17 protein-coding genes are annotated in these 25284 nt (G+C 56.5%); 11 read left to right on the top strand and 6 right to left on the bottom strand.

Annotated features, from left to right (window positions below; translation table 11 throughout):
- Positions 1-11: 11 nt before the first annotated feature.
- The 5 genes from RIN49_RS08735 (at position 12) to RIN49_RS08715 (ending at position 11035) form a co-directional block, all read left to right on the top strand.
- The gene (locus RIN49_RS08735) at positions 12-848 is read left to right on the top strand and encodes a carbohydrate ABC transporter permease (protein WP_309119784.1); all 837 of its coding nucleotides are present in this window, start codon (positions 12-14) and stop codon (positions 846-848) included.
- A 5-nt stretch (positions 849-853) separates the two neighbouring features.
- Positions 854-3337 carry a family 43 glycosylhydrolase gene (locus tag RIN49_RS08730; RefSeq protein WP_309119783.1) on the top strand — a complete coding sequence of 828 codons (2484 nt, stop codon included), beginning with the start codon at positions 854-856 and terminating at the stop codon, positions 3335-3337.
- Between the two features lie 24 nt (positions 3338-3361).
- On the top strand, positions 3362-5167 hold the full coding sequence (locus RIN49_RS08725) for a glycoside hydrolase family 2 protein (RefSeq protein WP_309119782.1): 1806 nt from the start codon (positions 3362-3364) through the stop codon (positions 5165-5167).
- Positions 5164-6951, top strand: a complete 1788-nt coding sequence (locus tag RIN49_RS08720; protein WP_309119781.1) for a family 43 glycosylhydrolase — start codon at positions 5164-5166, stop codon at positions 6949-6951. Before RIN49_RS08725 ends, RIN49_RS08720 begins: the two co-directional genes overlap by 4 nt.
- Before the next feature lie 220 nt (positions 6952-7171).
- Complete coding sequence (locus RIN49_RS08715; protein WP_309119780.1) at positions 7172-11035, top strand: carbohydrate-binding protein; 3864 nt, start codon at positions 7172-7174, stop codon at positions 11033-11035.
- A gap of 116 nt (positions 11036-11151) precedes the next feature.
- Here RIN49_RS08715 and RIN49_RS08710 read toward each other — a convergent pair whose 3' ends face one another.
- The 5 genes from RIN49_RS08710 to RIN49_RS08690 form a co-directional block, all read right to left on the bottom strand.
- Positions 11152-12174, bottom strand: coding sequence for an FAD-dependent oxidoreductase (locus RIN49_RS08710; protein WP_309119779.1), 1023 nt, complete (start codon positions 12172-12174; stop codon positions 11152-11154).
- Positions 12175-12176: 2 nt separating this feature from the next.
- Positions 12177-14075 carry an FAD-dependent oxidoreductase gene (locus RIN49_RS08705; RefSeq protein WP_309119778.1) on the bottom strand — a complete coding sequence of 633 codons (1899 nt, stop codon included), beginning with the start codon at positions 14073-14075 and terminating at the stop codon, positions 12177-12179.
- Positions 14076-14166: 91 nt separating this feature from the next.
- Positions 14167-15123 (bottom strand): AraC family transcriptional regulator, encoded by a 957-nt coding sequence (locus tag RIN49_RS08700; protein WP_309119777.1) that lies wholly within the window; start codon positions 15121-15123, stop codon positions 14167-14169.
- Entirely contained in the window at positions 15102-15431 is a 330-nt protein-coding gene (locus RIN49_RS08695) for a YnfA family protein (RefSeq protein WP_309119776.1), read from the bottom strand. The genes RIN49_RS08700 and RIN49_RS08695 overlap by 22 nt, the downstream gene beginning before the upstream one ends.
- Before the next feature lie 9 nt (positions 15432-15440).
- Positions 15441-15836, bottom strand: a complete 396-nt coding sequence (locus RIN49_RS08690) for a MerR family transcriptional regulator (protein WP_309119775.1) — start codon at positions 15834-15836, stop codon at positions 15441-15443.
- A gap of 149 nt (positions 15837-15985) precedes the next feature.
- On the opposite strand from RIN49_RS08690, the gene RIN49_RS08685 reads away from it, so the two are divergent.
- The gene (locus RIN49_RS08685) at positions 15986-16336 is read left to right on the top strand and encodes a hypothetical protein (protein WP_309119774.1); all 351 of its coding nucleotides are present in this window, start codon (positions 15986-15988) and stop codon (positions 16334-16336) included.
- Between the two features lie 107 nt (positions 16337-16443).
- Here the strand turns inward: RIN49_RS08685 and RIN49_RS08680 are convergent, their stop codons facing one another.
- The gene (locus tag RIN49_RS08680; protein ID WP_309119773.1) at positions 16444-18102 is read right to left on the bottom strand and encodes a hypothetical protein; all 1659 of its coding nucleotides are present in this window, start codon (positions 18100-18102) and stop codon (positions 16444-16446) included.
- 390 nt (positions 18103-18492) lie between these two features.
- Between RIN49_RS08680 and RIN49_RS08675 the strand changes: the two genes are divergently transcribed.
- From RIN49_RS08675 to RIN49_RS08655, 5 genes are all read left to right on the top strand, one after another.
- Positions 18493-19431, top strand: a complete 939-nt coding sequence (locus RIN49_RS08675) for a carbohydrate ABC transporter permease (RefSeq protein ID WP_309119772.1) — start codon at positions 18493-18495, stop codon at positions 19429-19431.
- Positions 19431-20264 (top strand): carbohydrate ABC transporter permease, encoded by an 834-nt coding sequence (locus RIN49_RS08670; protein ID WP_309119771.1) that lies wholly within the window; start codon positions 19431-19433, stop codon positions 20262-20264. Before RIN49_RS08675 ends, RIN49_RS08670 begins: the two co-directional genes overlap by 1 nt.
- A 114-nt stretch (positions 20265-20378) precedes the next feature.
- Positions 20379-21785 carry an ABC transporter substrate-binding protein gene (locus RIN49_RS08665; RefSeq protein WP_309119770.1) on the top strand — a complete coding sequence of 469 codons (1407 nt, stop codon included), beginning with the start codon at positions 20379-20381 and terminating at the stop codon, positions 21783-21785.
- 75 nt (positions 21786-21860) lie between these two features.
- Positions 21861-23657 carry a cache domain-containing sensor histidine kinase gene (locus RIN49_RS08660; RefSeq protein ID WP_309119769.1) on the top strand — a complete coding sequence of 599 codons (1797 nt, stop codon included), beginning with the start codon at positions 21861-21863 and terminating at the stop codon, positions 23655-23657.
- 15 nt (positions 23658-23672) lie between these two features.
- Positions 23673-25283 (top strand): response regulator transcription factor, encoded by a 1611-nt coding sequence (locus tag RIN49_RS08655; protein WP_309119768.1) that lies wholly within the window; start codon positions 23673-23675, stop codon positions 25281-25283.
- Position 25284 lies beyond the last annotated feature (1 nt).

Here is a 25284-nt window from a genome sequence, read left to right as displayed (position 1 = left end):
GGGTACAAGGAATGCAATATAAAAAAACGGCGGATGCATGGGCGATGTTCCTTCTACTTCTGGGCTCCATCTTCATGATCGCTCCCTTCGTCTGGACCCTGTCGACCTCGTTGAAGCATCAGAAACATATATTCGACTTGCCGCCGAAGTGGATTCCGAGCCCGGCTACCTTCGACAACTTCAGAGCCGTATGGGAAGAGTCGCCGTTGTTGTTCGGCTTTCTGAACAGCATGACGATCGTGGTCGTCGTGTTGACGGTGGGGCTGTTCGTCTCGGCCATGTCGTCTTACGCGTTCGGCAAATTCGAGTTCCCCTATAAGGGCGTATTATTTATGGGCCTCCTCGGAACGATGATGATTCCGTATTCGGTCGTCATGATTCCGCAATACATCGGATTTTCGGCGCTTCAATGGGTCGACACGCTGCTGCCGCTCATCGTGCCCGGCTTATTCGGCAACATCGTCGTTATTTTTTTCTTGAAGCAATATTTAGCGGGTGCGCTGCCGAACGACTTGATCGAAGCGGCGAAAATCGACGGCAGCGGATTTTTCCGGATATTCTGGACGATCGCGCTTCCGATCATGAAGCCGGCCCTTGCGGCGCAAGCGGCGTTAGGCTTCATGGGCATCTGGAACGACTTCCTCGGACCGCTCATTTATTTGCATACGCCGGAAAAGCAGACGATCCAGGTGTTGATCGCTTCCATGCAATCCATGTATATCTCGGGATCGAACTACCCGATGATTATGGCCGCCGCCGTGATCGCCATGCTGCCGGTCATCCTCGTGTTCTTCTTCTGCCAACGATACTTCGTCGAGTCGCTCGCCATTAGCGGCATTAAGGGGTAACCCCTATGACGGGGGCGTTGAGATCCGCGAGAGCCGTATTGGCGGGGTGTCTCGCGTTCGCGGCCGTCGCCGCGACGGGCTGCGATGATTCCAGTACACCGGAGGCGTTCGATATGAAGAAGTTCGAAGAGCGATCCTATGCGAATCCGTTCCCGGCTCTCGAGGAGGAGTGGCCGGATTACGGGAACGGAGATCCGTTCGTCATGCGTCATGACGGACGTTACTACTTGTATGTCAGTACGAAGGATTTTCGAGTCGGCATCAAAGCATGGGTTTCCGACGATCTCGTGAAATGGACGTACGCGGGTTTGGTAACGGAGGACCCCGTCTCTACCGGCGCATACGCGCCGGAGGTCATCTATTGGAACGGGTTTTTCTATTTATATACCTCTCCCGCCGGGAAAGGACATTACGTCTTCCGAAGCGAATCGCCGATCGGGCCGTTCGAGAGAATTACGGAAAATGTAGGGATGAGCATCGACGGTTCCGTATTCGTCGACGACGACGGCACGATGCTATTCACGCATGCCGGCCGGGAAGGGATCGTCGGGGTTCCGATGACATCGCCCTCGACGTTCGATTACGGGAAGCCGATCCTCGGCGCCTTCCTCGGGCATTGGACCGAAGGTTCGATGATTATCAAGCGGGACGGACGTTATTATATGACGCTAACCGGAAATCATGTGTTTAGCAAAGGGTATCGCGTCAACTACGCCGTATCCGAGGAATCGCCGTCGGGGCCGTACCGCGTGCCGGATAACAACCCGATCCTCATCAGCACGCAGCCGGATTTCAACGGCATCGGTCACAGCTCCACCGTGATGGGACCGGATTTAGATTCTTACTACATCGTGTATCACAACTTGGTCGGACGTTCGGCCGAAGGCCCGCCCGTACGGCAGATGAACATCGACCGACTGGCGTTCAACGGCGCGAAGATGTCGGCGCTCGGTCCCACGAACTTCCGCCAACCGGCGCCGAAGCGGGCGGATTTCGAAGATCGGCTGGATGCCGGGATCGACGATCGGCGTTGGACGGAGGTCCGAGTCGGCGACGACGGCGGGTGGATCGTGAGCCAGGCGCGTACAAGTTCCGTGTTCACGGCCGAATACAACTTCCGACTCGACCGCGCGGCATCTCCGGAAAGCCGGATCGGCGCGGTGTTCGCCTACACGGATAAAGATCATTACAGCGAAGCCGTCATTCAACCGGAGAAGGGAACGATCTCTCTCGTTCGGACGGAAGGCGGAGCGTCGACGGTGCTTCATGAGCAGCCGATTCCGGACGGTACCGATCTCACGAAGCTCCATTCGATTCGAGTGGAGCGAACGGACGAGCTTGTGAGGGTATATCTCGATTCGATGCTGAAGCTGGAGTCGGATGCATCGGAGATCGGCGCGGGAAGCATCGGTTATCGATACGAGAAGGCGAAGCCGACGTTCTCTTATACGGCGTTCGCCGACGATGCCGGCGGGACGAGCGACTTCGAAACGGCGAAGCCGATTCCCGGCTCGATCGAGGCCGTCCATTACTTGAAGGGCGAGGGGCGCGGGTACCGACGCTCCGATGCGGCCGCGGCGTCCGATTGGCGGAAGGGTGACGGGATCGCGATCCGCAAGTCGGAGGACGGGAGCTATTCGGCCGCCCTAACCGGCGAAGGGGATTGGCTCCGGTATGCCGTCAACGTATCCAAGAGCGGGACCTACGGTGTGGATGTCCTGATGAAGAAGGCTGAGGCGTCCGCGGAGATCGAGCTTCTGATCGACGACGAACGGGTCGGCTCGTACGGCCTGCCGTCCTTCCCGTCTCCCGAGGGCGACGCATCGGAATGGGTTCGTACGCGGGTGGGGAAGGTCGAGCTCGCGGAAGGCTACCATACGCTCACCGTCAAATTAACGGAAGGGACCGCAGAGTGGCGAACGATCGAATTCTCGCCGTCCGTCTCCGGAGCGTTCGAGGAGCGCAACGTATTGGAACGGTCCGATTCGGATGCCGTCCACGGTTCGTGGGAGCTCGCGGACGGCGCTTACCGCAGCGTGGGAACGGAGGACGCCAAGATGTACGGCGGGAGCGAGCTGTGGGACGATTATGCCGTAGAGACGGACATTACGATCGAAGAGGAGGAGTTCGGCCAAGCTGGCGTGCTGCTCCGCGTCACGAACGAGTCGCATTTTCCCGACCAAGTGACCGATGCCATAATGGGGTACTATGTCGCCGTGAACGACCGGGAGATCGAGTTGTACAAGTTGAATTACGATTCGGAGCTGCTCGTATCGGCGGACGTCGCATTGGAGCTGAACAAGACGTACCGACTCCGAGTCGAAGCGGTCGGCGGCAGCATCGAAGCTTACCTCGATCAGGGGAAGGAACCCGTCTTCTCCTACTTCGACGACCGCGCGTTCTTGCGCGGCAAAGTCGGCATCCGCTCCAGCTTCGCGGAGCACACCGCGTTGGGCGATCTTACGGTTACGTCTTTAGAGAGAAAGTAAAATACGGATTGGAGCGGTGGAGAGATGACGCATACAGAACTTTACTCGCGGGGCGAATATCCGCGGCCGCAATTCGAGCGGACCGAATGGCTGAACCTTAACGGGATTTGGCAATTCGAGTTCGACGACGAAGGAGCCGGCGAGGGGGCGGGATGGCATACGAACCGTCCTTTCTCGAAGCGGATTCGAGTCCCCTTCTGTTATCAAAGCGAGCTTAGCGGGATCGGAGACACTGCTTTCCACGACTTGGTATGGTATCGCAGGGAATTCGATTTGACGACCGAATACGACGGCCGCCGGCTCCTGCTTCATTTCGGCGCGGTCGATTACGAATCGAAGGTATGGGTGAACGGGCAGCTCGTCGCTTGCCATGAAGGGGGGCACACGCCTTTCACGGCCGATATCACGGTCGCGGCGAAGCGCGGGTCGAACGAAATCGTCGTCCGGGCGAAAGATTACAGCCTGGACGTGACGCTGCCGCGAGGGAAACAATATTGGAAGGAGAAATCCGAGGGCATCTTCTATACTCGAACGACCGGCATCTGGCAAACCGTATGGTTGGAAGCCGTGTCGAGCTCGTATTTGCGCAGCGTGAAGCTGACGCCGGACATCGACCGCAACGAAATCCGGTTCGAAGGCTTCGTCGAGGGGTGGCGGCCCGGACTAGAGCTGGTCGCTTCGATTTCTTTCCAAGGGGAGCCCGTTGCGAGAGATCGCTGGCAGATGAGTTCCGCGGAAGAGAGCCGAACGATCCGCTTGCACGACTTCAACGATCACGGCTTGGGCCGTTGGTGGTCGCCGGAAACTCCGAATTTATACGACATCGAGTTCGAGTTGCTCGACCAAGGCGCAAGCGTCGATACGGTGAAGAGTTACTTCGGCATGCGGAAAATTTCCGTCGAGGACGGCGTGATTTGCCTCAATAACCGTCCTTATTACATGAAGCTCGTGCTGGACCAAGGCTATTTCCCCGGCGGCGTCCTGACGGCGCCTTCGGACGAGATGCTTCGCAGGGACGTCGAGCTTACGAAGGCGATGGGGTTTAACGGAGCGCGAAAGCATCAGAAGATCGAAGATCCGCGTTACTTATACTGGTGCGATACGCTGGGGCTTCTCGTCTGGGGCGAAATGGCGAACGCGTACCAATACTCGGCAACGTACGTGCGCCGCATTACGAAGGAATGGCAAGAAGCGATCGAGAGAGATTATAACCACCCCTCTATCGTCGTCTGGGTGCCGATTAACGAGAGCTGGGGCGTGCCCAACGTGCTGATCGACAAGAAGCAGCAGGAGCATGCCCTGACGATGTACCATCTGACGAAGTCGTTGGACGACACACGCTTGGTCCTGTCCAATGACGGGTGGGAGCATGTCAAATCGGATATCGCGACGATTCACGATTACGAATCGCGGCGAGAAGTGCTGCGCGAGCGGTATGCTACCGCCGACGAAGCGATCCGGAGCATCGCGCAGAACCGTTGGATTTACGTACCGGGTTTCCCGTACGAGGGCGAGCCGATCCATATGTCGGAATTCGGAGGCATCTCGTTTCGCAAAGGAGAAGCGGCGGGGTGGGGGTACTCGTCGGCCGCCGACGAAGAAGATTTCCTGAACCGCATCGTCGACGTCGTGCAGCCGATCATGCAGTCGAAGGCGATTCAAGGGTATTGTTATACGCAGTTGACCGACGTGGAACAGGAAATGAACGGCTTGCTTACCTTCGATCGGGAGCCGAAGCTGCCGCTCGAAGTCATCAAGCAAGTGATGGAAGGACATGCGCCTAGGCTGGAAAAATCGGCGGTTCATTCGTATGGAGAGAAATCTACATGACGCATCGATTCCTCGATCAACCGCCTCATCCCGAGACGGAATGGGCCGCCTGCACAGCCTTCTCCGAATCGGCAACCGTCGTACGGCCTATATTACATACGCCATTGAAGGATGCAAGTATTTGTGCAGGTCCGGATCGAACGTATGCGTTGACCGGAACGACGGACGGCCGGAGCATTCGGATGTGGACGTCCTCGGACTTGCAAACTTGGACGGGACCCGTCACGGTATGGAGCTTGGAGGGAGGTGGGACCTGGCAACGGGAGAACGACGGCCCTTGCGGCATCAGCGCTCCGAGAATACATTTTTCGAGAGGAACGTACTGGATCGCCTACGGACTACAACAAGGCGGCACCGGCTTGCTCCGGAGCTTGTCCGGAGGCGTCCGCGGCCCATATCAAGATATGGGGAGAATGACCGCCGACGGACGAGATGCCTCCCTCTTCGAGGATGATGACGGTGCGGTCTATTGGGTGTACGGCAACGGCAGGATCGCCCGAATGAACGAGGAGATGACAGGACTGTTGGAACAACCCCGGAGGGCGGAAGTGCAGCCTTGGCGCACGGCCGGACGGGTAGACCGGCCCGCGTATACCCGGAATCATCAGGCAGGGGCATATGGAGCGTTCGTCTGCAAGAGGGACGGCTATTACTTCCTGTTATGCGCTGAACCGTTCGAGCGGCTGGGAAGCGACGCGGTGGATACGTTCGCGGCGGTCAGCCGATCCGTCTACGGTCCATACAGCCGTAGATATTTGGCGCTGCCCCACGGCGGTCAAGCGTCCTTATTTACCGGACCGGACGAACAGCTGTATGCTTCCTTCTCCGGCTGCGGCAGCTATTCGCCGGTCGAGCATTACCCCGCCGTCGTACCGATGTCCCTAGCGGGCCCGGGATTCATAAGACCGAGCGAGAACGTCGTGCTCGAAAAGGGTGCCGTCGGAAGTCTTGCGCCCGCCGCGGATTTTCCGATTCGAGATCCTCATATTTGCTTAGGTCCGGACGGTACTTATTATTTGACGGGCACCTCCGATCGACCCCGTCAAGACTTCTGGAACGGGAACAACCAGCTTCACTTGTGGAGCTCCAAGGATCTTAAGGTATGGAGCCACGTAGGGAAAGTATGGGATCTCGCGGAAAACGGGACCTGGGAGAACCATATTTATGAAAACCCATGTCTCTGGGCGCCGGAGACGATTTATTTGTATGGTACCTTCTGGATTACGTATTCGCTGAAGGGCGGAGGCACCGGGCTGATTAAAAGCGTATCGGGAAAGCCGGAGGGACCCTATATCGACATGGGGCGGATGACGAATACGGATATCGACTCCAGCCTGTTCCTGGATGAAGACGGTCAGGTGTATTTCGTATGGCAGGACGGGAAGATCGCTCGCATGAAGGAAAATATGACGGGCTTCGCGGAAGAACCGCGCAAGCTGCTGTGCGAAGACGGGAGGCGCGTCGGGTACGAGGGGGCGTTCCTCGTCAAATATCGAAACAAGTACATTCTCGGGGCGGCGGAATGGAACGGCGACGAACGGGTAGACGGCACGTACGATTTAATGTACGCCGTATCCGATCATGTGTACGGACCTTACTCCCCGAGGCGGCTCGCGGTGCCTCACGGAGGACACGGTACGATGTTCGTCGATCGCGAAGGCAGACTCCGCTCGACCTTGTTCGGGAACGACCGTACCGCTCCGTTCCGGACGCGCGTCGGCATCGTCGCGCTCAAAGCCGAAGAAGACGAACATGGATTGCTCATCGAGCCCGAGGAAATATGACGTTCCTCTCCTTCAAGAAGCTGATTTCCCCCCACGGCGGACCGCTATGAAACTTTCAACAGCGTAGACTGTCCGGATGCCGTCGTCGGCGCAACGCATCCGGTTCCGTTTTCCAACGGGACGGTGACCTGTCGACTGAAGGCGGCTTCCGTTTATGCGCTTGAGATCGAAATATCGCGTTGAACCGATATCACTTGTTGAATCGAGGAGCTGATCTTATATGAAAAGATGGCTGACGGGACTCGTCGCCGCCGCCCTGACCGTGTCTTTCCCCGCATCAAGTTTAGCGTATAGCAATCCCCAACCGGTGACCGACTCGTGGCATTGGGATCATGGGGGCTTTTACGGCGAAGGGGACCCGTACATTCTGAAGTTTAACGGCGTTTATTACTTATATACCAGCACGGTAGACGATAAGCCCGGCGTGAAGGTGTGGTCTTCGGAGAACTTGGTGCATTGGGAATACCGCGGACTCTGCGCGGAGGAGCCGGTGACGAAGGGGGCTTACGCTCCTGAAGTGGTGTACTGGAACGGGGATTTTTACATGTATACGGCGCTGCTCAAAGACGATCCCGGCACTACTCAGCGCGGACACCGGGTGTTGAAGAGCTCCAGTCCGATCGGTCCGTTCACGGCGCAGACGGGGAATACGGTCGACGGGATCGACGGGCACGTCTTCATCGACGACGACGGGCAATGGTATTTCTATAGTACGGGAAGCGGAAATATCAACGTTCGGCCGATGAGCGATCCTTATACGTTCGGGGAGCCTGTGAATACCGGCGCCGCGATGGGGGGATGGACCGAAGGTCCGACGGTCATCAAGCGGGATGGGAAATATTTCATGACGTACACCGGAAATCATATTTGGAACGATGCCTATCGAGTGGATTATGCGACGAGCTCGAATCCGGTCTCGGGCTTCGAGCCGGCAGCCTCCCAGAACCCGATTCTTCTCGATTCAGAGGGAGAGCATGTCGGGCTAGGACACAACTCCATCGTTCGCGGTCCCGATCTGGATTCCGATTATATCGTATACCACAGCCATGCCAATCCCGGGCGGCATCTGAACCTGGACCGGATCGTATGGAACGGAGACAAAATGCTCGTTCTCGGCCCCACGACGACCGAACAGCCCGATCCGGCCATGCCGGATTTCAGCGACAGGTTTCAAAGAGGCGCAATAGGCGACGAATGGAACGCCGTCGGCGGGGGGACTTGGGGAATCCGGAACGGAACCTTGGTTCAAGAGGCGATAGGAGAGCCGGAGCAAGCTCGCATGCTGCTTTCGAAGAAGGCGACCGGCGACCAGTTCACCGCGGAGTTCAACATGAAGCAGGTTTCTCAGGGAGAAAGCGAAAGCCCATTGATGGGCGCCGTATTTTCCTATAAGAATGAGGATCATTACGGGACTGCCGTATTGAATCGTAATCGCAACCGTCTGGAGACGTTCTTTCGGATCGACGGCGAAGATGCGGAACGGGTCGTTACCCCGCTTCCGGAAGGTTACGATTATACGAAGTGGCATCAGATCCGGATCGAGAAGGAGGGTGCCGAATATCGAGTCTACGTAGACAATATGCTCAAACAGACCCGCACGATCGAAGGGCTGGGCCAAGGCAGCATCGGTTACACGACGACGGATGCGCATGCGGATTTCGGCTTCGCGGCGTTCAGCGACAAAGTCGGCGGGAACAGCGCTCATACCGCATCCATGCCGATTCCCGGCAAAATCCAAGCGGTCCATTATCATACGGGAGGGAACGGGGATTCGGATCGCGTTTCGAACCGAATTCGAACGGCCGAAGCCGCGGACGGGAGCCATTACCTTACGTCGTTCCGGAAAGGAAATCTGCAATATCGCGTCAATGTATCCGAAACGGGTACTTACGATGTGATGATCCGATATGCGGCGGAAGTCGATGCGCGCGTAAAGCTCGAGTTTGACGAGTCGACCGCACTGACGAGCGAAGTACGGCTCCCTTCCACCGGCGGCGCCGAGAAGTGGAGCAATGCGCTGATTCGGAACGTCGAGCTTCCGCAAGGATTGCAGACGCTCAAGGTCGTACCGGTCGGAGACGCGCCGTTCGAATTTTCTTCCATGACCTTCAATCGAACGGTTCCGACGACGCCGATCTTCGACGATTTCAACGACGGCGGCGATCCGGAGTGGAGGAAATTCGAACAGGGCTGGCGGGTCAATACCGGTGAAGAACCCGCGTTCGACGCATATAAGCCGGTGCCGGGAATCGTCGAGGCGCCTTTCTACAACACGGGCGGCGAAGGCGTCGCTTACCATGATACGACTCCTGAAAATATAGGGGGGGCTTATCGAGGCGACTCCGTCGACATTCGAACGAACACCAATGTTAACGGTTTGAACGTGGGCTGGAATCGTGCCGGAGAATGGCTCAAATACAATGTGGAAGTGAAGCGGGCAGGAACGTACAGCGTCGAGGTGACGGCGGCGACCACGTTCGCGGACAATGAGGCGCGTCTCTGGTTGAACGATACGACGGATTTGACCGGCGCGATCGACATCCCGACGACCGGGGCTTGGAACACTTGGAAGACGACGCTGTCCCCAAGCTTCTATTTACCGGAAGGCCGTCATACGATCACCTTCGAAACGGTGAAGGGGGAGTACGATTTTGCAAGGCTCAAATTCGTCTCGTACGACGTACCGGCATCGATCCCTGGCATTGTAGAGGCGGTCCATTATCGAACGGGCGGCGAGGGGATCGGTTATCATGACAATACTCCGGCGAATATCGGCGGCCAGTACCGCGACGACGGCGTCGACATTCGCGTTCATCCTCAGGGAGGCTGGAACGTCGGCTGGAACCAGACCGGCGAGTGGTTGAAGTATAACGTTACCGTCGCCGAGCCGGCGATCTACGACGTCAGCGCTAGAATCGCAACGGCGCTCGCCGGCGGGAAAATCCGGTTATGGTTGAACGACGCGGTCGATCTGACCGGCGTGGTCGACGTTCCCAATACGGGAGGTTGGAATGAGTGGACGAACGTCAAGCTGGGAGACATCGCGCTGCCGGAAGGCGATCATACCCTTACAGTCGAAATCGTGCAAGGCGAATACGATTTTGCCGGTCTCTCCTTCCGGACATCGGATGATCCGATCCGACTTCCCGGAACCGTTCTCGCCGTAGATTATATGAACGGCGGGGAGGGGGTCGGATATCACGACAATACGCCGGGTAATATCCGCGGTCTGTACCGGACCGACGATGTCGATATTCGGCTGCTCCCGGAAGGCTTCACGACGGGGTGGAACCAAACCGGCGAATGGTTGAAGTACGACGTAAGCGTCACGGAGACCACCTACAAACTCGATTTGAGATTCGCTACGGCCATGAACGGCAGCCAGGTTCGGTTCTGGCTCGACGATACGATCGATCTAACGGGCATCATCGACATTCCGAACACGGGCAATTTCCATGAGTGGATGACGATGACGAAAGAGGGCGTCGTCCTTCCCGCAGGCCGGCACACCGTCAAAGCGGAGATCGTTAAAGGCGAATTCGACTTTTACAGCTTCCGTTTCCATAACGACCCGGACGTCCCGAAACAAGGCGAGTTTCTATCCCAGCCGAATGGGTATCCGAAAGCGGTGATCGGCGACGACAGATGGTCGGATTATATCGTGGAGACGGATATTCGGTTGGGGCGAAATACGCGAGGAGGAGGTAACGCGGGGATTCTCTTCCGCGTCAACAACCCGGCCGACGGAACGGAATACGGACAGAACCGAGACGATTTCTTGCAGGGATATATGGCCTACTTGACCGCAGACGGCGTGCAATTGGGCAAATTCAATTACGGCTTCCAACACTTGGCCGGAAAGCCGCTGTCGGGAACGGTCGGGACATGGCAGCATCTGAAGGTAGTCGCGCAAGGAAATCGAATCCAGGTGTACGTCGGGGATATGGACACGCCGCTGATCGACTACACCGACCACAGCGAGACGGCTTTCACGCACGGGAAGGCAGGGGTCCGAAGCTTTAACAGCGAAAGCGCGATCGACAATTTCCAAGTCGCGCCGATTCCGGCGGCCGAGGGGAGCTGATTTTCCCTCGAATCCGGAAACGAAGCGCAGGAGAGGGGCCGCCCCTCAGTCGTCCTAGACGACTGAGGGACGGCCTTCTTTCCATGGCGTATGGTTCGCGAGGACACGGTCAACGGTCAATCGGCCAGCAAGGATCGTCCTGCAAGCTCTCCCAGCCGGAATGCGTTCATCAGCGATCTTTCCTCCTGGGCGGGATCGAACGGCATGCCTTCCAGCCAGCTGCCCGCCATCGCAAATCCCTGCAGCCTCAGGGGATCGCCAAGCATATTGCGTCGAATTTCGTAAGGAAGGCCTTCCGAATCTTCCACATGTCCCGCCGCTCGGGTGTCGATGGAACCGGTCCGGAAACGCAGACGGGGGGTTTGCCCTACATCGTCGGCGACGTATGTGAACGCACTGCCGCTCAGCGAAGGAAACGAACGCTTGAGCTCCGGGACGATGGACGGCAAATGAAGCATCCACTCCGATCGGGTTACGAATTTGTCCGCGCATAGGGACAATCGTCGCTCCCCGGGCCAGTAGGTCGGCCTGCAGGATGCCCTGATCTCGCCGAGTCCGACCGTGGTCCAGCTTTGTTCCGTTTCGCAATCTCCGTCCGCTCCGTTGAAGAGGACGTGCAGCACCGTCCTCGCGTCCGGATTCGCGCTCCCTTCGAACCAGCTTTGGGCGAGTTTGCCGTGGCTGGTCGCATCGACGACCTTCGTCGTCCGGATCGCCCGATATCCGGTTTTCGTCGCGAGGACGGCCCCTGCGATGCGCCCGCCTTCCGCGCAAACCTCCGATGGCCACACCTGAAACAGGACGTCAGCGCCGACCTGTTCCATCATGCTGTCGAATGCGACCGCCGCCGCAGCCGGATCCATCTCGCCGTCAAACCAGCCTCTGTGAAGCATAAGGCACCGGAAAAATTCCCGAACTGCGGAGGAAACTTCCGAATATCGGGGCAATCCGGCGAATTGGTTGCGGCCGCGCACGATTTCCCTCCCCAGCGTTCCCGTCGTTTCGCACAGGAGGACGCGCAAACCTTCTCTGGCTAAGACATACGCCGCCGCCGTACCGCTGATGCCGCCGCCGAACACCACGGCGTCGTAATCGTCCGCCAAAGCATTCGTACGAACGTCCAAAGGTCGTTTACCCACGGTTACCCTCTCCCTTTTGCGCCCTTCAACCGTTCCAGCAGGGTGCTGGCCGCCGTGCGGACGTACCCGCGCTCATCCCGGGCGTATCGCTCCAACAGACGGCAGCCGTCGCCGTCGGCCATTGCCAACAAATAGGCGGCTGTCGCGTCGAGGCTCCATTTAATCGATCGGGTATCGGCGGCGGCCGGAATCGATAGACCCGATCCGTGCAGCGCGTAGTCGTCGCCCAAATCGGCACCGGCAAGAACGGCTTGCGCGGCGGAACGCACGTCCGCCTTCCGTGCGTCCGCGAGTCGGTCGGATATGGCAATCAGGTAGTGCAGGTACAAGAGGAGCGTCGTGCTTTTGCGTTCGCTCCGTATTCGTTCCAACACATCGTCGATCACGCAATCGCTTCCCATGCGGCGCAGCAATACCAGAGCCGATTGCCAACGTTCCATCGTTCGGTCGAGGTCGTTCGGTTTGTCGGATTCCCGGTTCCGAAACGACGAAGCCAAACACGGAATGCTTTCCTCGCGCTTCAATAAACCTAGCGCAAACGCGATCCCGCGAAGCCGGCCGCCTTTCGCGTCCCGCATCGCTTCCAGCAGCGGGACTACGGAGGCTTCGCCGAAATGCCATAACCACCACAGCGCAGTGGATTCCTCTTCGGTGCCCAGATATGAAATGATGTCATGGACATCCTCCGGCGAGACGCCGTTTCGGATGACCCGCTGCCGATCCTCCGGCGTCTCTCCGGTAAAGGTAAGCCAAGGCGAGCTCTCCCTCGTTAGATCCGACTCGCGCAGCACTCCCCTTGTCACCAGCGCGCGTTGCAACGCCTTCACGTCGAGCTGCCGGGGAAGCGCGTTCGACCGGACGCACATCGCCGCGGCGACGCCGCTTACCTCGCCCAGCTTCTGCATATCCCGCTGCATGCGAAACAAATTTCCGCAATCATGGTCCTGAGACAACGCGCGGCATCCGACCAGCAGTCCTTCGATCCCGAGCGGGAGCAGGCAGCGGTACGGAACGTCCCCGCCGAACAAAAACTTCCATTTGCCGAGCACTCCGATCCAGATTTGCGCAAGATCGCTTTCGTTGGCGTAGTCGTAAGCGTGATTTTCGTGGTGGGCGAAACAACGCATCACCGCGTCGTCAAAGCGTCTATCCAGCAGCAAATCGTCCTGATGAAGCACAAACTCGCCGATGATTCTGCGGCCTTCCCGCACGCCCAGTTGGGGGCCGGCGACGAAATAGTGCGCGTTCTCCGGCGTTGCGCCCGCCCTCCAGACGACGCGGCGCCCGACCCGGTATGCTCTCGATACGTCGACGGGGTCCGTTACGTCCAGCCAGCCGACATCGTAGTTGATGTTCCGCACTACGTTGTTCTCGTCCACGAAGCGGGGAATCAACGAATACGCGTGCTGGCACCCGTCCCACTCCCGCCCCAACGTGTAGGGCGCCCCCGCCAAATAGGCGGCGTCGCCGTCGCCGGTCGCATCGACGGTCACGCGCGCTTCGATGCGAATCGCGTCCCGTTCGCTCTCCACGACCGCACCCTTGACCGTGCGGTCCTCCATGATCATCTCGGCAACCGTCGCTTCATAGACGACTCGGATGCCGAGCCGTTCGATCAGCCGGCTTATGGCCGCGGATTTCGCGTCAGGAAGCAGCCCAGACGCCTTGCTTTCCCATAGTTTCTGGAAAGAACGCGTCGACTTGTCCAGACGATTCTGGATGCCGCCCGTCAAACCATAGTAATAGTTCTGGATGCCCGCCCGAACGCCGACGCCGCCCAGCGCGCTGTCCCGCTCGACCAAGACGACGTCGACTCCTTCTTCCGCGGCCGCAATGGCGGCCATTACGCCGGCGGTACCTCCGCCCAACACCAACACATCGGTTCGCAATTGTTCGTTCAAGCGGCGTGTCCTCGCCTCGTCTATAGAATGAGTTTCCGTTCGCCCGGGGAACTTGCTCTCATTATACTTGCCGCCTTCGAGGAAACAATGTTCATCCGTCGCGTCCTTTTGTCATTTTGTCAGGTGTCGACGGCATGGTCTTGCGCCATTTGCCCGGGGAAACGCCGAAATGGCGTGTGAACGCATGCGTGAACGTGTAAGGATCCGTATAACCCAAGGAGTGGGAAATGACGCTGATCGTATACGATGTGTTTTGCAGCAATTCAAGCGATTTTTCCATTTTCAAATTTTCGAGGTATTTTTTCGGGGACATCCCGACGTGCTCGGTAAATATTTTCGAAAAGTAGGTCCGGTGCAACGTTGCGTTCGCGGCCACGTCCTTGACGTTGATTCCCTCGGAATAGTGGGCGTCCATAAACTTGAGGCTGCCTGCGATCAGCTGCGGAACTTGTTTGTTCGTCGACCGTTCATCGTCGGGCATCATGTGGCTGAAAATGCCGTATAAGGACGATTGGAGCCGAAGTTGGCCCTTAGGCCCGTCGGAGGCGGGATGGAATAGGTTTTTGATCGTAAGAAGAAGTTCTGTGGTCAGAACCTGCTTCAAATAGGAGGCCGACTCCCGAAAGCCGATTCGGGTCAGCATCGCCTCGGAGAGCGACCCGGTAAACGATATCCAGTACATGGACAACGGCTTTTCGCTCGGCACATACCGGTACTGGTAAACCGCCCCCGGAAACATGCAGAAAGCGTCCCCATGGGACAACACGATGCGGTTCGCCCCGTAATTTACCTCCACCTTACCTTCGATGACGAAATGGATGCTGCAATGCTCCAATGCGCGCGGTTTGGTCGAATAATTCGGCTTGGCGATGTTGCGGCCGACGCCGATCGGCCAAATTTCGAATTCTCTTGTGAAATCGTCGGGGGTAAAATACCGGGTTTCGATAAACTCGACAGCGGACTCTTGCACGAGGATTCCCCCACACCCATGAGTACTGGGAAAGTTAGTTTCAAACAGCTGCGAGGTTACTCGCTTCTCGGCGCCCACAGCATAATGGACACGCCCGCAATGCAAACGACGGCTCCCAGCCAGTCGTACAAATCGGGTGTTTTCTTGTCGACGATCCAGCCCCACAGCACAGCGAGAACCACGAACACGCCGCCGTATGCGGCGTAGACTCGTCCGAAAGACGGGAAGCTTTGAAGCGTGGGAAGGATGCCGTACAGAATCAGAATGACGCTCCCCAAAATCCCAAACCAAAGGGGCTTCGCTTCCCGCAGCCAAAGCCAAACCAAATACCCTCCGCCGATTTCGGCAAAACCGGCAAGCACAAAAATCAATATGGCCGTCAGCATAACTATCCCCTAACGCGAACCTGTATTTTCGATTTTCTCCAAGCATTCCGACCACGTCAGGCATTTGCAGGCGATCCCGTTATCCAGAATTCGGATCATGGAATTGATCTGCTTCTTTCGCTCCTCTAGTTCGGAACGTTTTTGCCTCGCCATTCGCTCCCAACGATCCGAAAGCGAGCTGCCGGCTTCGAAACCTTCTAACAAAACAGCGATTTCTTGAATGCTGAATCCGGTTTGCTGCGCGACTTTAATGAAATGGATGCGGTCCAGCGCCCCCTCGTCAAACCGCCGTTGACCGTTGATCCGCTCCGGAGGAGGCAATAGACCGACGGACTCGTAGAAACGCAATGTCGATGCATTCAAACCTGCCCTTGACGCCAATTGACCAATGCTCATTCCAGGCATAAAAACGCTCCTTGACTTAAAGTTAACTTTAAGTTTTATACTGCGAGTATAACTTGACATGGAAGGCGATGTAAATGAAATGAGAGGGGGCGGCTCGCTGTTTTTGGAGTAGCCGTAACTCCTGCGCAAAATGAAAGGGGCAAACGGACATGAGCAAAGAAATTCCGGTTGCTTGCTGCCATTCCGCATTTACGAATGAACAGCGGGCGGAGTACAAACACATCTGGACGGAAATCGAAAAGAGAAGGCTTGGTTTGACGGAGCTTGCGAACGGATTCCAATATCGATTCCCCGGCGACTCGGAAACGCTGCGGCTTATCCAAGATTGGATCGGCATGGAGCGGAAATGCTGTCCGTTTCTAACGTTTTCGGTTATCGCAAGCAATGAAGAGGAGCCGATTTTGCTTCAACTGACAGGATCCGAAGAAGCGAAAGCATTCTTGCGAACGGAGATTCAATCCAATATCGACATCATCACTAGGGTTCCGCCGTCGTCTTGATTCGGTAAAATCCGGCTGGCTTCCGCAAGGCGAAGACGTGATTTTCGATACGCATGCCTGCATCGGAATCGCTTGGAGCGGAAAGGGGCGCCTCGGCGCCCCCTTCCTCATGATTTTGCTTCCGGATGGTATGCATGAAAATCTACAGGCCTTCCGTTAATCGCAGGCAGGCTCCATGTTCGTCCGTCCGTCTTCAACGACAGGAGGTCGCCGGAGAGCGAACGGTATTCGACACCGCAGAGTCCGTCCGACAAGGAATTCCAAAGCGGCGCTCTTTGCTCCAAGACCGAGCCGAACGTTTCCAAATCGGAGATCCCCATTCGATTCGCTTCCCTGTCGTCGAGAGCCTCGACGACAACGCCGGCAGGCAACCCCCCAAGCGTTACCTCGAAACGGTCGGACGCTTCCGTTAGTTTGTACCCCGAAGACAGGAACACCGCAAAATACACTCCTTGCGTATACCCATACAATGCAGTAGGCCTTTGAATCCATTGTCCTTTCGGAAGCACGCCATGAAGGACATTGCGTTCTTCGATTGCGGCTTCGTCGGCATAATAAGCGATGACGGCGCTTCGGTGAAACAGCATGCCTCCGCTGTCGTTTTGGTGACGCGGATCGCCCGATTTATATCCCTCGCCCGGTTGAAAGAAATACAAACGATTGACAGACCGGCTGCCGGTTAGAGGCAGCGTCGCTTCCCATCGATGCTGCTCGTTATCAAACTCCTTGACGCGTTCCCACATGCCGCCGACGGCATAACGCTCCGCAATATACGCGTAATTGTGGAGCGGCTCCGCCCCCGACCCGATCGGATACACGGCGTGCCGTATTTCTTTCGGCTCCGCCCTTTGGACGGCCTTCCGGAATGCTTCCTGCGGAGCCTCATAATACAGCAATCCCGCATATTCGACGCGGGGTAACGATGCTGGGAGAGGAAAGTCGCCGAACTGAACATAATCGAAGCCGACGTTACCGTCCTTCGGAAGGTCGTGCGCCAACCCGCGGGAATGCGCTCCGACCCATGCGCCCGGCACATAATACGAAGCTCTTATGTCCCATAATCCATCGAGGATCCGTCGCAGCGGTTCAATCAAAGTTTCATCCGTCGCGCACTCCAGCGCGCATGTGAACCCTTGAACCCAGTGCCAAAACCACGGCAAAGCGCCGTATTCGGGCATCCCTCGCTCGGACAAGCGCTTCAGCGTGAGGTGCAGACTTTCCTTCCCTTCCTGCAGCAGAGCCTCGTCCTGAAAATGAGTCCCATATACAAGCTTGGCAGCCGTATATTTGGCTTCGTGATGATGATACCGGCGTAACGGAAGCCGGTAATATCCGCTGCGGTACAGGTGTAGACTCGCATCCTCGAAAGCCGCCTTCAAGTCTTCCGACATCCAAGCGGAGTATTTCCGGTAAAACCAAACCGCAAGAATCCCCATCAGCTCCGCCGGGAGCGCATTGGGTTTCGCTTCCTTCGGGTTGGGGTGCAAACCGAGCGGCCAGTGCCCGTACGTCGCACTGTTCGAATCTTTGTCCTGCAGCGATAGCGTGTTCATCAACACCGTTTCGGCTCTAAGCATCGCTTCCCGCTTGTCGAAGCCGATCTCCGTCGTTTCGTCGACGGAAGCCGCAAATAGATAGGAGGCGAAATAGAAGTTGTTTCGAATATCGTCGTGAAACCACAAACCGCTATCCAGCAGCGAACGATCGTACGCTTGCCGCGCCGTGAAGGCTAGAATCCGCTGCCGCCGCTCTTGAGCCGTAGACATGACCGAGTTTGCTCCTTTTCCATATGCGCTCATCGATAGTACTCTTTTCTATACTGTAACATGAAAGTCGGGTTCTGGCCCGGGAATGCAAGCTATAAAGAGGTAAGTAGTCAAAATAACAGCATGACAAGTAAAAAAATTGGATGAAGTAGGAGGTGGATATCCTTACCATAAAGTTGATTGCATGCGCTTTCATTTTGCTGAATCGGAAGGGGGGGCGCTTATGACGAAGGCACGGGGGTGAAGCGGAGCGAATACCGCATCGACGGCGGGGGATGGATGACCTAAGAAGTCAAAATAATTGCATATTGATCAAAATACCGTTACGGTCGTAGCGGTATTTTTTTTTACAATGTAGACACAGACATAGAACATAGACGAGGTGGTAATATGCATTCCGTTTCGGAGGTGCAGGCAAGCGTATCGCGGAAGAAGAAGCGGCGCGGCGGCCGCATGCAGCGGATGGAGTCGCTCGCCGGTTTCCTATTCGTAAGCCCGATGCTTCTCGGGGTCACCGTTATGGTGCTGCTGCCGATCCTGGCGGCGCTTTACCTTAGCTTCACGGAGTGGAGCATGATCACGGGCATCGAAGGCATCAAGTGGATCGGAATGGAAAATTTCGATAAGCTGTTTCACGATACCAAGTTTCTTAAAGGATTGCGGAATAATGCCATTTTCCTTCTCACCGTTCCGGTATACTTGGCCATCTCGCTGATCCTGGCGGTCCTGATCAATAAGTTCGTATATATGAAAGGTTTCTTTAAAGTCATTTACTTCTTGCCTTACATCTCGAGCGTCGTTGCGGTAGCGACGGTATGGCGCGTGCTGTTCCATCCGTCGATGGGGCCGGTGAACCAGTTTCTGATGTCCGTCGGCATCGACAATCCGCCCAAATGGATCGCCGACCCGCAATTCGCGCTCGTCTCCGTGATGATGATTTCGGTGTGGATCTCGATCGGCTATAACATGATCGTCTATATGGCCGGGCTGCAATCGATTCCTCGTGATTTGTACGAGGCGGCCGATATCGACGGCGCGAACGGCTTCGTACGCTTCTTCCGGATTACGCTGCCGATGCTGTCGCCCACGACCTTCTTCCTGCTCATAACCGGAATCATCTACACATTCAAGGTGTTCGACATCATTGCGGTACTGACGGCGGGCGGACCGGCGGGGTCTACGAATGTCATCGTTTATTACTTGTACGAAACCGCGTTCGTCAATTTGAAGATCGGGTACGCCTCTTCGCAAGCCATCTTCCTGTTCCTATGCGTGCTCGTCATCACGTTCGTACAATGGGTCGGACAGAAAAAGTGGGTGAACTACTGATGAGCCTAACGTTAGATGTAAAAAAGCTGCTTGTCACCGTCGCCTTGGCGTTCGTCGGCATAGTGTTCGTGCTTCCGTTCGCTTGGATGTTATCCGCCTCCTTCAAGCTGGAAGGGGAGGTGTTCACCTACCCGATCCGATGGATTCCGCAGGAGTGGATCGGCTTCTCGAACTATAAGGAAGTGTGGTTCGGAGACCACCCGTTCTGGAAGTATTACCTCAACAGCATCTTTGTAACCGTGGTGACGACCGTCGTCTCTTGCACCGTATCCGCGATGGCGGCGTACGGCTTTTCGAAGGTGCAATTCCCGGCGGGGAAATGGTTGTTCTTCATCGTCCTAGCCACGTTCATGGTGCCGCAGGAAGGCATTCTCGTGCCGCAGTTTATCCTATACCGGATGATCGGGTTGTTCGACAGCCATTGGGGATTAATATTATTAGGAAGCTTCAGCGTGCTGGGCACGTTCATGCTAAGACAGTTTTTCATGGGCGTGCACAACGAATTCATCGAATCGGCCAAGATCGACGGCGCCGGACACCTTCGCATCTTTGCGCAGATCGCATTCCCGCTGGTGAAACCGGCGATCGCCACGTATGCGATTCTTCGCTTCATCTGGACGTGGAACGACTATAAATATCCGTTGATTTTCCTTCGAACGGATTCGCTGTTCACGATTCAATTGGCGATGCAGAAGTTTACGTCGATCAACGGCGAGTTTTATTCCCTGATCATGGCGGCGGCCGTCTCCGCGATCTTGCCGCTGCTGATGATGTTCGTGATCGGACAAAAGAGAGTAATCGAAGGAATCGCGATGGGCGGAGTGAAAGGATAATAAAAAAGTAAAAATAGTTGTAAGAATAGTCAATTTAAGAGCATGGTTCCATCGCCTTCCCTTGATACAATCATCACGAAAAGGAAAATAAAACGGTTACACGGAGGGTCATACATGAAAAGGAACTTTGGAAAAAGCATGTTCGCGACCGGTCTTATTCTTAGCTTATTAGTAGGCTGCTCCAGCGGCGGCGGCACGACGCCGGCGCCGGAAACGGGCGGGAGCTCGGCGCCTGCCGGCGAACAGCCCGCGACGGAAACGCCTGCAGCCGAACCCGTGACGATCAAATTCCACACGCACGGTACGGAAGCGCAGTACAACTGGGAAGCGACGCTCGCCGCTTTCGAAGAAGCGTATCCGAACATCAAGGTGGAACTCGTCACCCTCAGCGAGAAGGGCGATACGAACGAAGCGACGCAGAAGCTCGACTTGGCGGCCGCTTCCGGCGAGCAGCTGGACGTCCTCATGTTCAGCGACCCGGCTTCCTATGCGCAGCGCGTAGGCCTCGGCATGGTTGCGCCGATCAACGCCTTCATCGAGGAAGAAGGCTTCAAGGTGTCGGAAGAGTACAAGGTCGACACGCTGATGCAAGGGCAATACTATGCATTGCCGGGCAAGTTCAACCCATGGTATGTGATGCTTAATAAAGATCATCTGGATGCGGCGGGGCTTGAAGTGCCGACGGATTGGACGTGGGACCAGTTCGCGGAGTACGCGAAGACGCTCACGACGGGCGAAGGCGCGACGAAGCGGTACGGCACGTACTTCCACGGTCCGCAGAACGGCGGTTGGATGGAGTTCTTGCGCCTCTCGCTCGCGAACAAAGCGGAAGATACCGATTTCCTCAAGGCGGACGGCTCGTCGAACTTGGACGATCCGATGTTCAAGCGGACGCTGGAGCTGCGCCTGAAGATGGAGCGGGAAGACGGATCGTCCACGCCGTATGCGGATATGCTGTCGCAGAAGCTGCATTACCGGACGCAGTTCTTCAACCAATCGGCCAGCATGGTGCTGATCGGCAGCTGGATGAACAGCGAGCTCGGCGGCACGGAGCAAAACCCGCTCAACTTCAACGTCGCGATCGCGCCTTATCCGAGAAACAGCGACACCGATGCGATCGGATATACGCCGGTGACGACGGACTTCATGGCCGTAGCGGAGAAGTCGCAGCATAAGAAAGAAGCGTATCAATTCATCCGTTGGTATACGACGGAAGGTCTTGCGAAGTACGGGCGCAACATTCCTTCTTGGAGCAAGGTGTCGGACGCAGACCTCGAGAAGATCGTCGATTCGATCCTCAGCGGAACGCAGAAGCCGGAGAACGTCGACAAGGCGTCGCTCATCAACGTGTTGGCGAATTCCAAGTCGGGCAAAATCATTCCTCCGGTCACATACCAAGCGGAAGTATATAAGGCGCTCAACGAGCAATACGAGCTGTTGATTCTCGGATCGCAAGACCTGGATACGACGCTTGCCAATATGAAAACCGCCGTGCAAGAAATTATCGACAATAACAAATAGGAAGCGATATGATGGGGGAAAGAGGCGGCGGTATCGCGCCTCTTTTCGTCGTAAGAACAAGAGGAGGCGGGGCGATTGGAGAAGGGAAAGCATTGGCTTCGGCCGTTTATCGGTTCGTTCCGGTATAAGCTGATCTTGACTTCGATCGCCTGCCTTCTGGTCCCCACGCTCATCACGTTGTCCGTCTCGAACGTGTTGACGCGGGATGCCGTTCAGGAACAAGCGGAGAAGAATGCGCAAGAGCAGCTGAAGCTGATCGAAGGGTACCTGACCGGATTGTTCGACAACATGCTGAATATCTCGAACTACATCATTGCGGATCCGGATATGAACGTGATCTTGAAGGAGCAGGCGGCCGGCAAGGAATATACGGGGGAAAACGCGGAGTACCGGGAATTCGCGGATCGCTACGAGATCACGAGCAAGATCGACAACATCTCCATCATCGGCGAAAGAACGTATGTGACGATCTTGCTGCCGAACGGCAGATTTTTCATCAATTATTTGCTCCACGAATACGACCCGCGGCTTTTATTCGAGGAGCCTTGGTTCCCGGACCTTGAGGGATTAACCGGCATGGCGGCGTATTGGGTGGAAGCGGAACCTTCGCCTTATTTATATGAGAAAGCCGCGGGAAGACAACAAATCTCGGTCGCTAGAACGCTGAGGCGCCCGAACCAAAGGGTGTACGCTTATGTCGTCGTTACGGTGCCGGACAATCAGATCGAATCGATCTTCGAGCGACTCGGCACGGGGCATGAGGTGATGCTCGTCGACGGGGAGAACCGGGTCATGTCGCATCTCGATGCCGGCCGGATCGGCGAACGGCTGACGTATTTGTCCGATGAACCCGAAGAATCGTCCATCGTCGAGCTGGATGGAGAGCGATACCTGGTCGCTCAGCATGCCGCGGGGATTAAGGATTGGAAGCTCGTGCTTCTGACCCCATATAAGGATGCGGTGCATCAAATCAATCACATTTTCCAAACCGTATTCGCGTTTCAAGTGATCGCCTTCACCGTGTTTCTAATCGTGTTGGTATTGCTGATTCGCGCATTTACGAAGCCCCTCGTCAGTCTAGGGAAGCTCGCGCTGACGGTAGAACGGGGCAATCTCGAGGTGCGCTCGCGGATGAAGGGGCGCGACGAAATCGGGCGTCTCGGCCGACAGTTCGATCAGATGTTGGACCGGATCAAGCAGATGATCGCGGAAATTACCGAAGAGCAATCGCGCAAGCGGAAGGCGGAGCTGAGGATGCTGCAGGCGCAAATCAACCCGCACTTCTTGTTCAATGTGCTCAATTCGATCCGGATGAAGGTGCTGCGCAAGGGCGATAAGGAAAGCGCGGAGATGCTCTCCTCGCTGTCGAGGCTGCTGCGCATGACGATCGACCGCGACGAAGAGACGATTACCCTGCACGAAGAGGTCAGCACGGCGATCGATTACGTGAACCTGATGAATATGCGCCAGAAGGAAAGCGTGACGCTGTCGGTTGCGATTTCGTCGGAGGCGATGCTGGCGCAGGTGCCGCGCTTCTTCCTGCAGCCCGTCATCGAGAACGCGCTCATTCACGGCTTCCAGCAGCGGTCCGGAACGATTCTCGTGTCGGCCGAAGTAGAGGGGAAGACGTTGCGGATCGCCGTTCGGGACGACGGCACGGGAATGCGTCCGGCGGCGGTAACGCATCTGCGGAACCGGCTGAAGCGCGAAGAGCTTCCGACAGGCGAAGGGGATCATCGTTCCGGGTTTTCCGGCATCGGATTGACCAACGTGAACGAGCGAATGCGCATCAGATTCGGAGACGCGTTCGAGATGCATATCGACAGCGAAGAGGGAAGCGGGACGACGGTGACGATGTTCGTTCCGTTCTAGGAGGGGCACGAGGGTATGTATAAAGTCATGTTGGTCGACGACGATTATCCGGTGCTGGAGCTGTTATCCGAAGCAATCGATTGGGAGCGGCTCGGACTTACGTTAGAAGGCGCATATGAAAACGGTCTCGAAGCGCTGGCGGCCGCCGATCGGGAGATGCCCGATATCCTCATTACCGATATCGGGATGCCGAAGATGGACGGCTTGGAACTCGTGCAACGGCTGAAGGAACGGAAGCCGGGCCTTCGAGTCGCGATTTTGTCCTGCCACAGCGAATTCCATTATGCCCAGCGCGCGATGAAGATGCAGGTACAGGATTACCTCGTGAAGGATACGCTGGACCCTAACGATTTAGAGCAAGTCCTCGTCCGGTTTTCCGCCAGCCTCGACGAGGAGCGCAAGCTCGACCTCGAGCGGCACAAGCTGCGTCATCTGGTGGACCGCTCGCGCGAAGCGATGAAGGAGAAGTGGATTCGGAACGCGATCCAACAGCCGCTGCTGCAAGCGAAGGCGTGGAACGAGGAGCTCGCTTCGTTCGGCTTGCCGGTCGAGGGAAGAGCGGTGCTGCCGACGATCGGAACGATCGACGATTCCCTTCAGGCCCAGCAACGGTTCATGTCGGACGATATTTTGCGGTTCGCCGTCACGAACGTGATCGAAGAGATCATTGCCGAATCCGGCGCGGAAGCCGTACTGTTCCCATATAGCGAGAAAGAATGGATGATTTTGCATTCCTTCCGTCCGACTTTGACGGTGAACGGCTTCGACGAAGCTCGGAAGCTGATCGAACGGATTCGGCAGTCGCTCGGCCGTTCGCTTAAGCTGTCGATGTCGTTCGTGATCGGGGAGATGTGCCGCGCGCCGGAGCAAACCAAGTTTGGGTTAACCAACCTGTTGACGGAAACCGGCCAGAGATTCTATATGGAGCGCGGAGAGATTGCGTCGTTCGCGCGGTTCGAGCCGACCGAGGGCGATTTATTCGCCTATTACGACGAAGCGAGCGAGCGATTCCGCGAAAGCATCGCGAAGCGGGATCCGGCAGAGGTGAAGGCGAAGGTCGGGGAATGGATAGAGTTCCTTAGGAAAGCCAAATACGCGCCTGAAACCGTAAAGGATTGGATGTTAAAGCTGCTGCTCGACATTCGCCTCAAACATCAGTCTTTACATTCTTTCCGTTCGTCGAAGTCCGCCGAGAGCTTGCATAAGGACATCGCGGAGATCGGGTCCCTTCGCGAGTTGGGGAATTGGCTGACCGAACATCTCCTCGCGGCGATGACGGCGGCCGAGAATTCCCGCGTGCGGACGCAGCGGAAGGAAGTGCTAGACGCGTACCAGTACGTGTCCCTACATCTGGATCGTAGGATCGGTCTGGACGACATCGCGGAGCATCTGCACTTAAACCCTAGCTATTTCAGCAGGTTGTTTAAGAAAGAGACGGGCGAGACGTTCATCGAATACGTCATTCGGACGAAGATGGAGCGCGCGAAGGAATTGCTCGACCAGACCGCCCAGCCCGTAGCGAAAATCTGCGAGCTGCTCGGCTACGACAATCAAAGCTACTTCATTAAATTATTCAAAGGGTACACCGGCGTCACCCCGATCGATTACCGGAACCGGGGCGCTTAAG

The sequence above is a fragment of the Paenibacillus sp. genome, assembly GCF_031177825.1.
GTDB lineage: Bacteria > Bacillota > Bacilli > Paenibacillales > YIM-B00363 > Paenibacillus_AE.
This window is presented reverse-complemented; position numbering and strand designations above follow the sequence as displayed.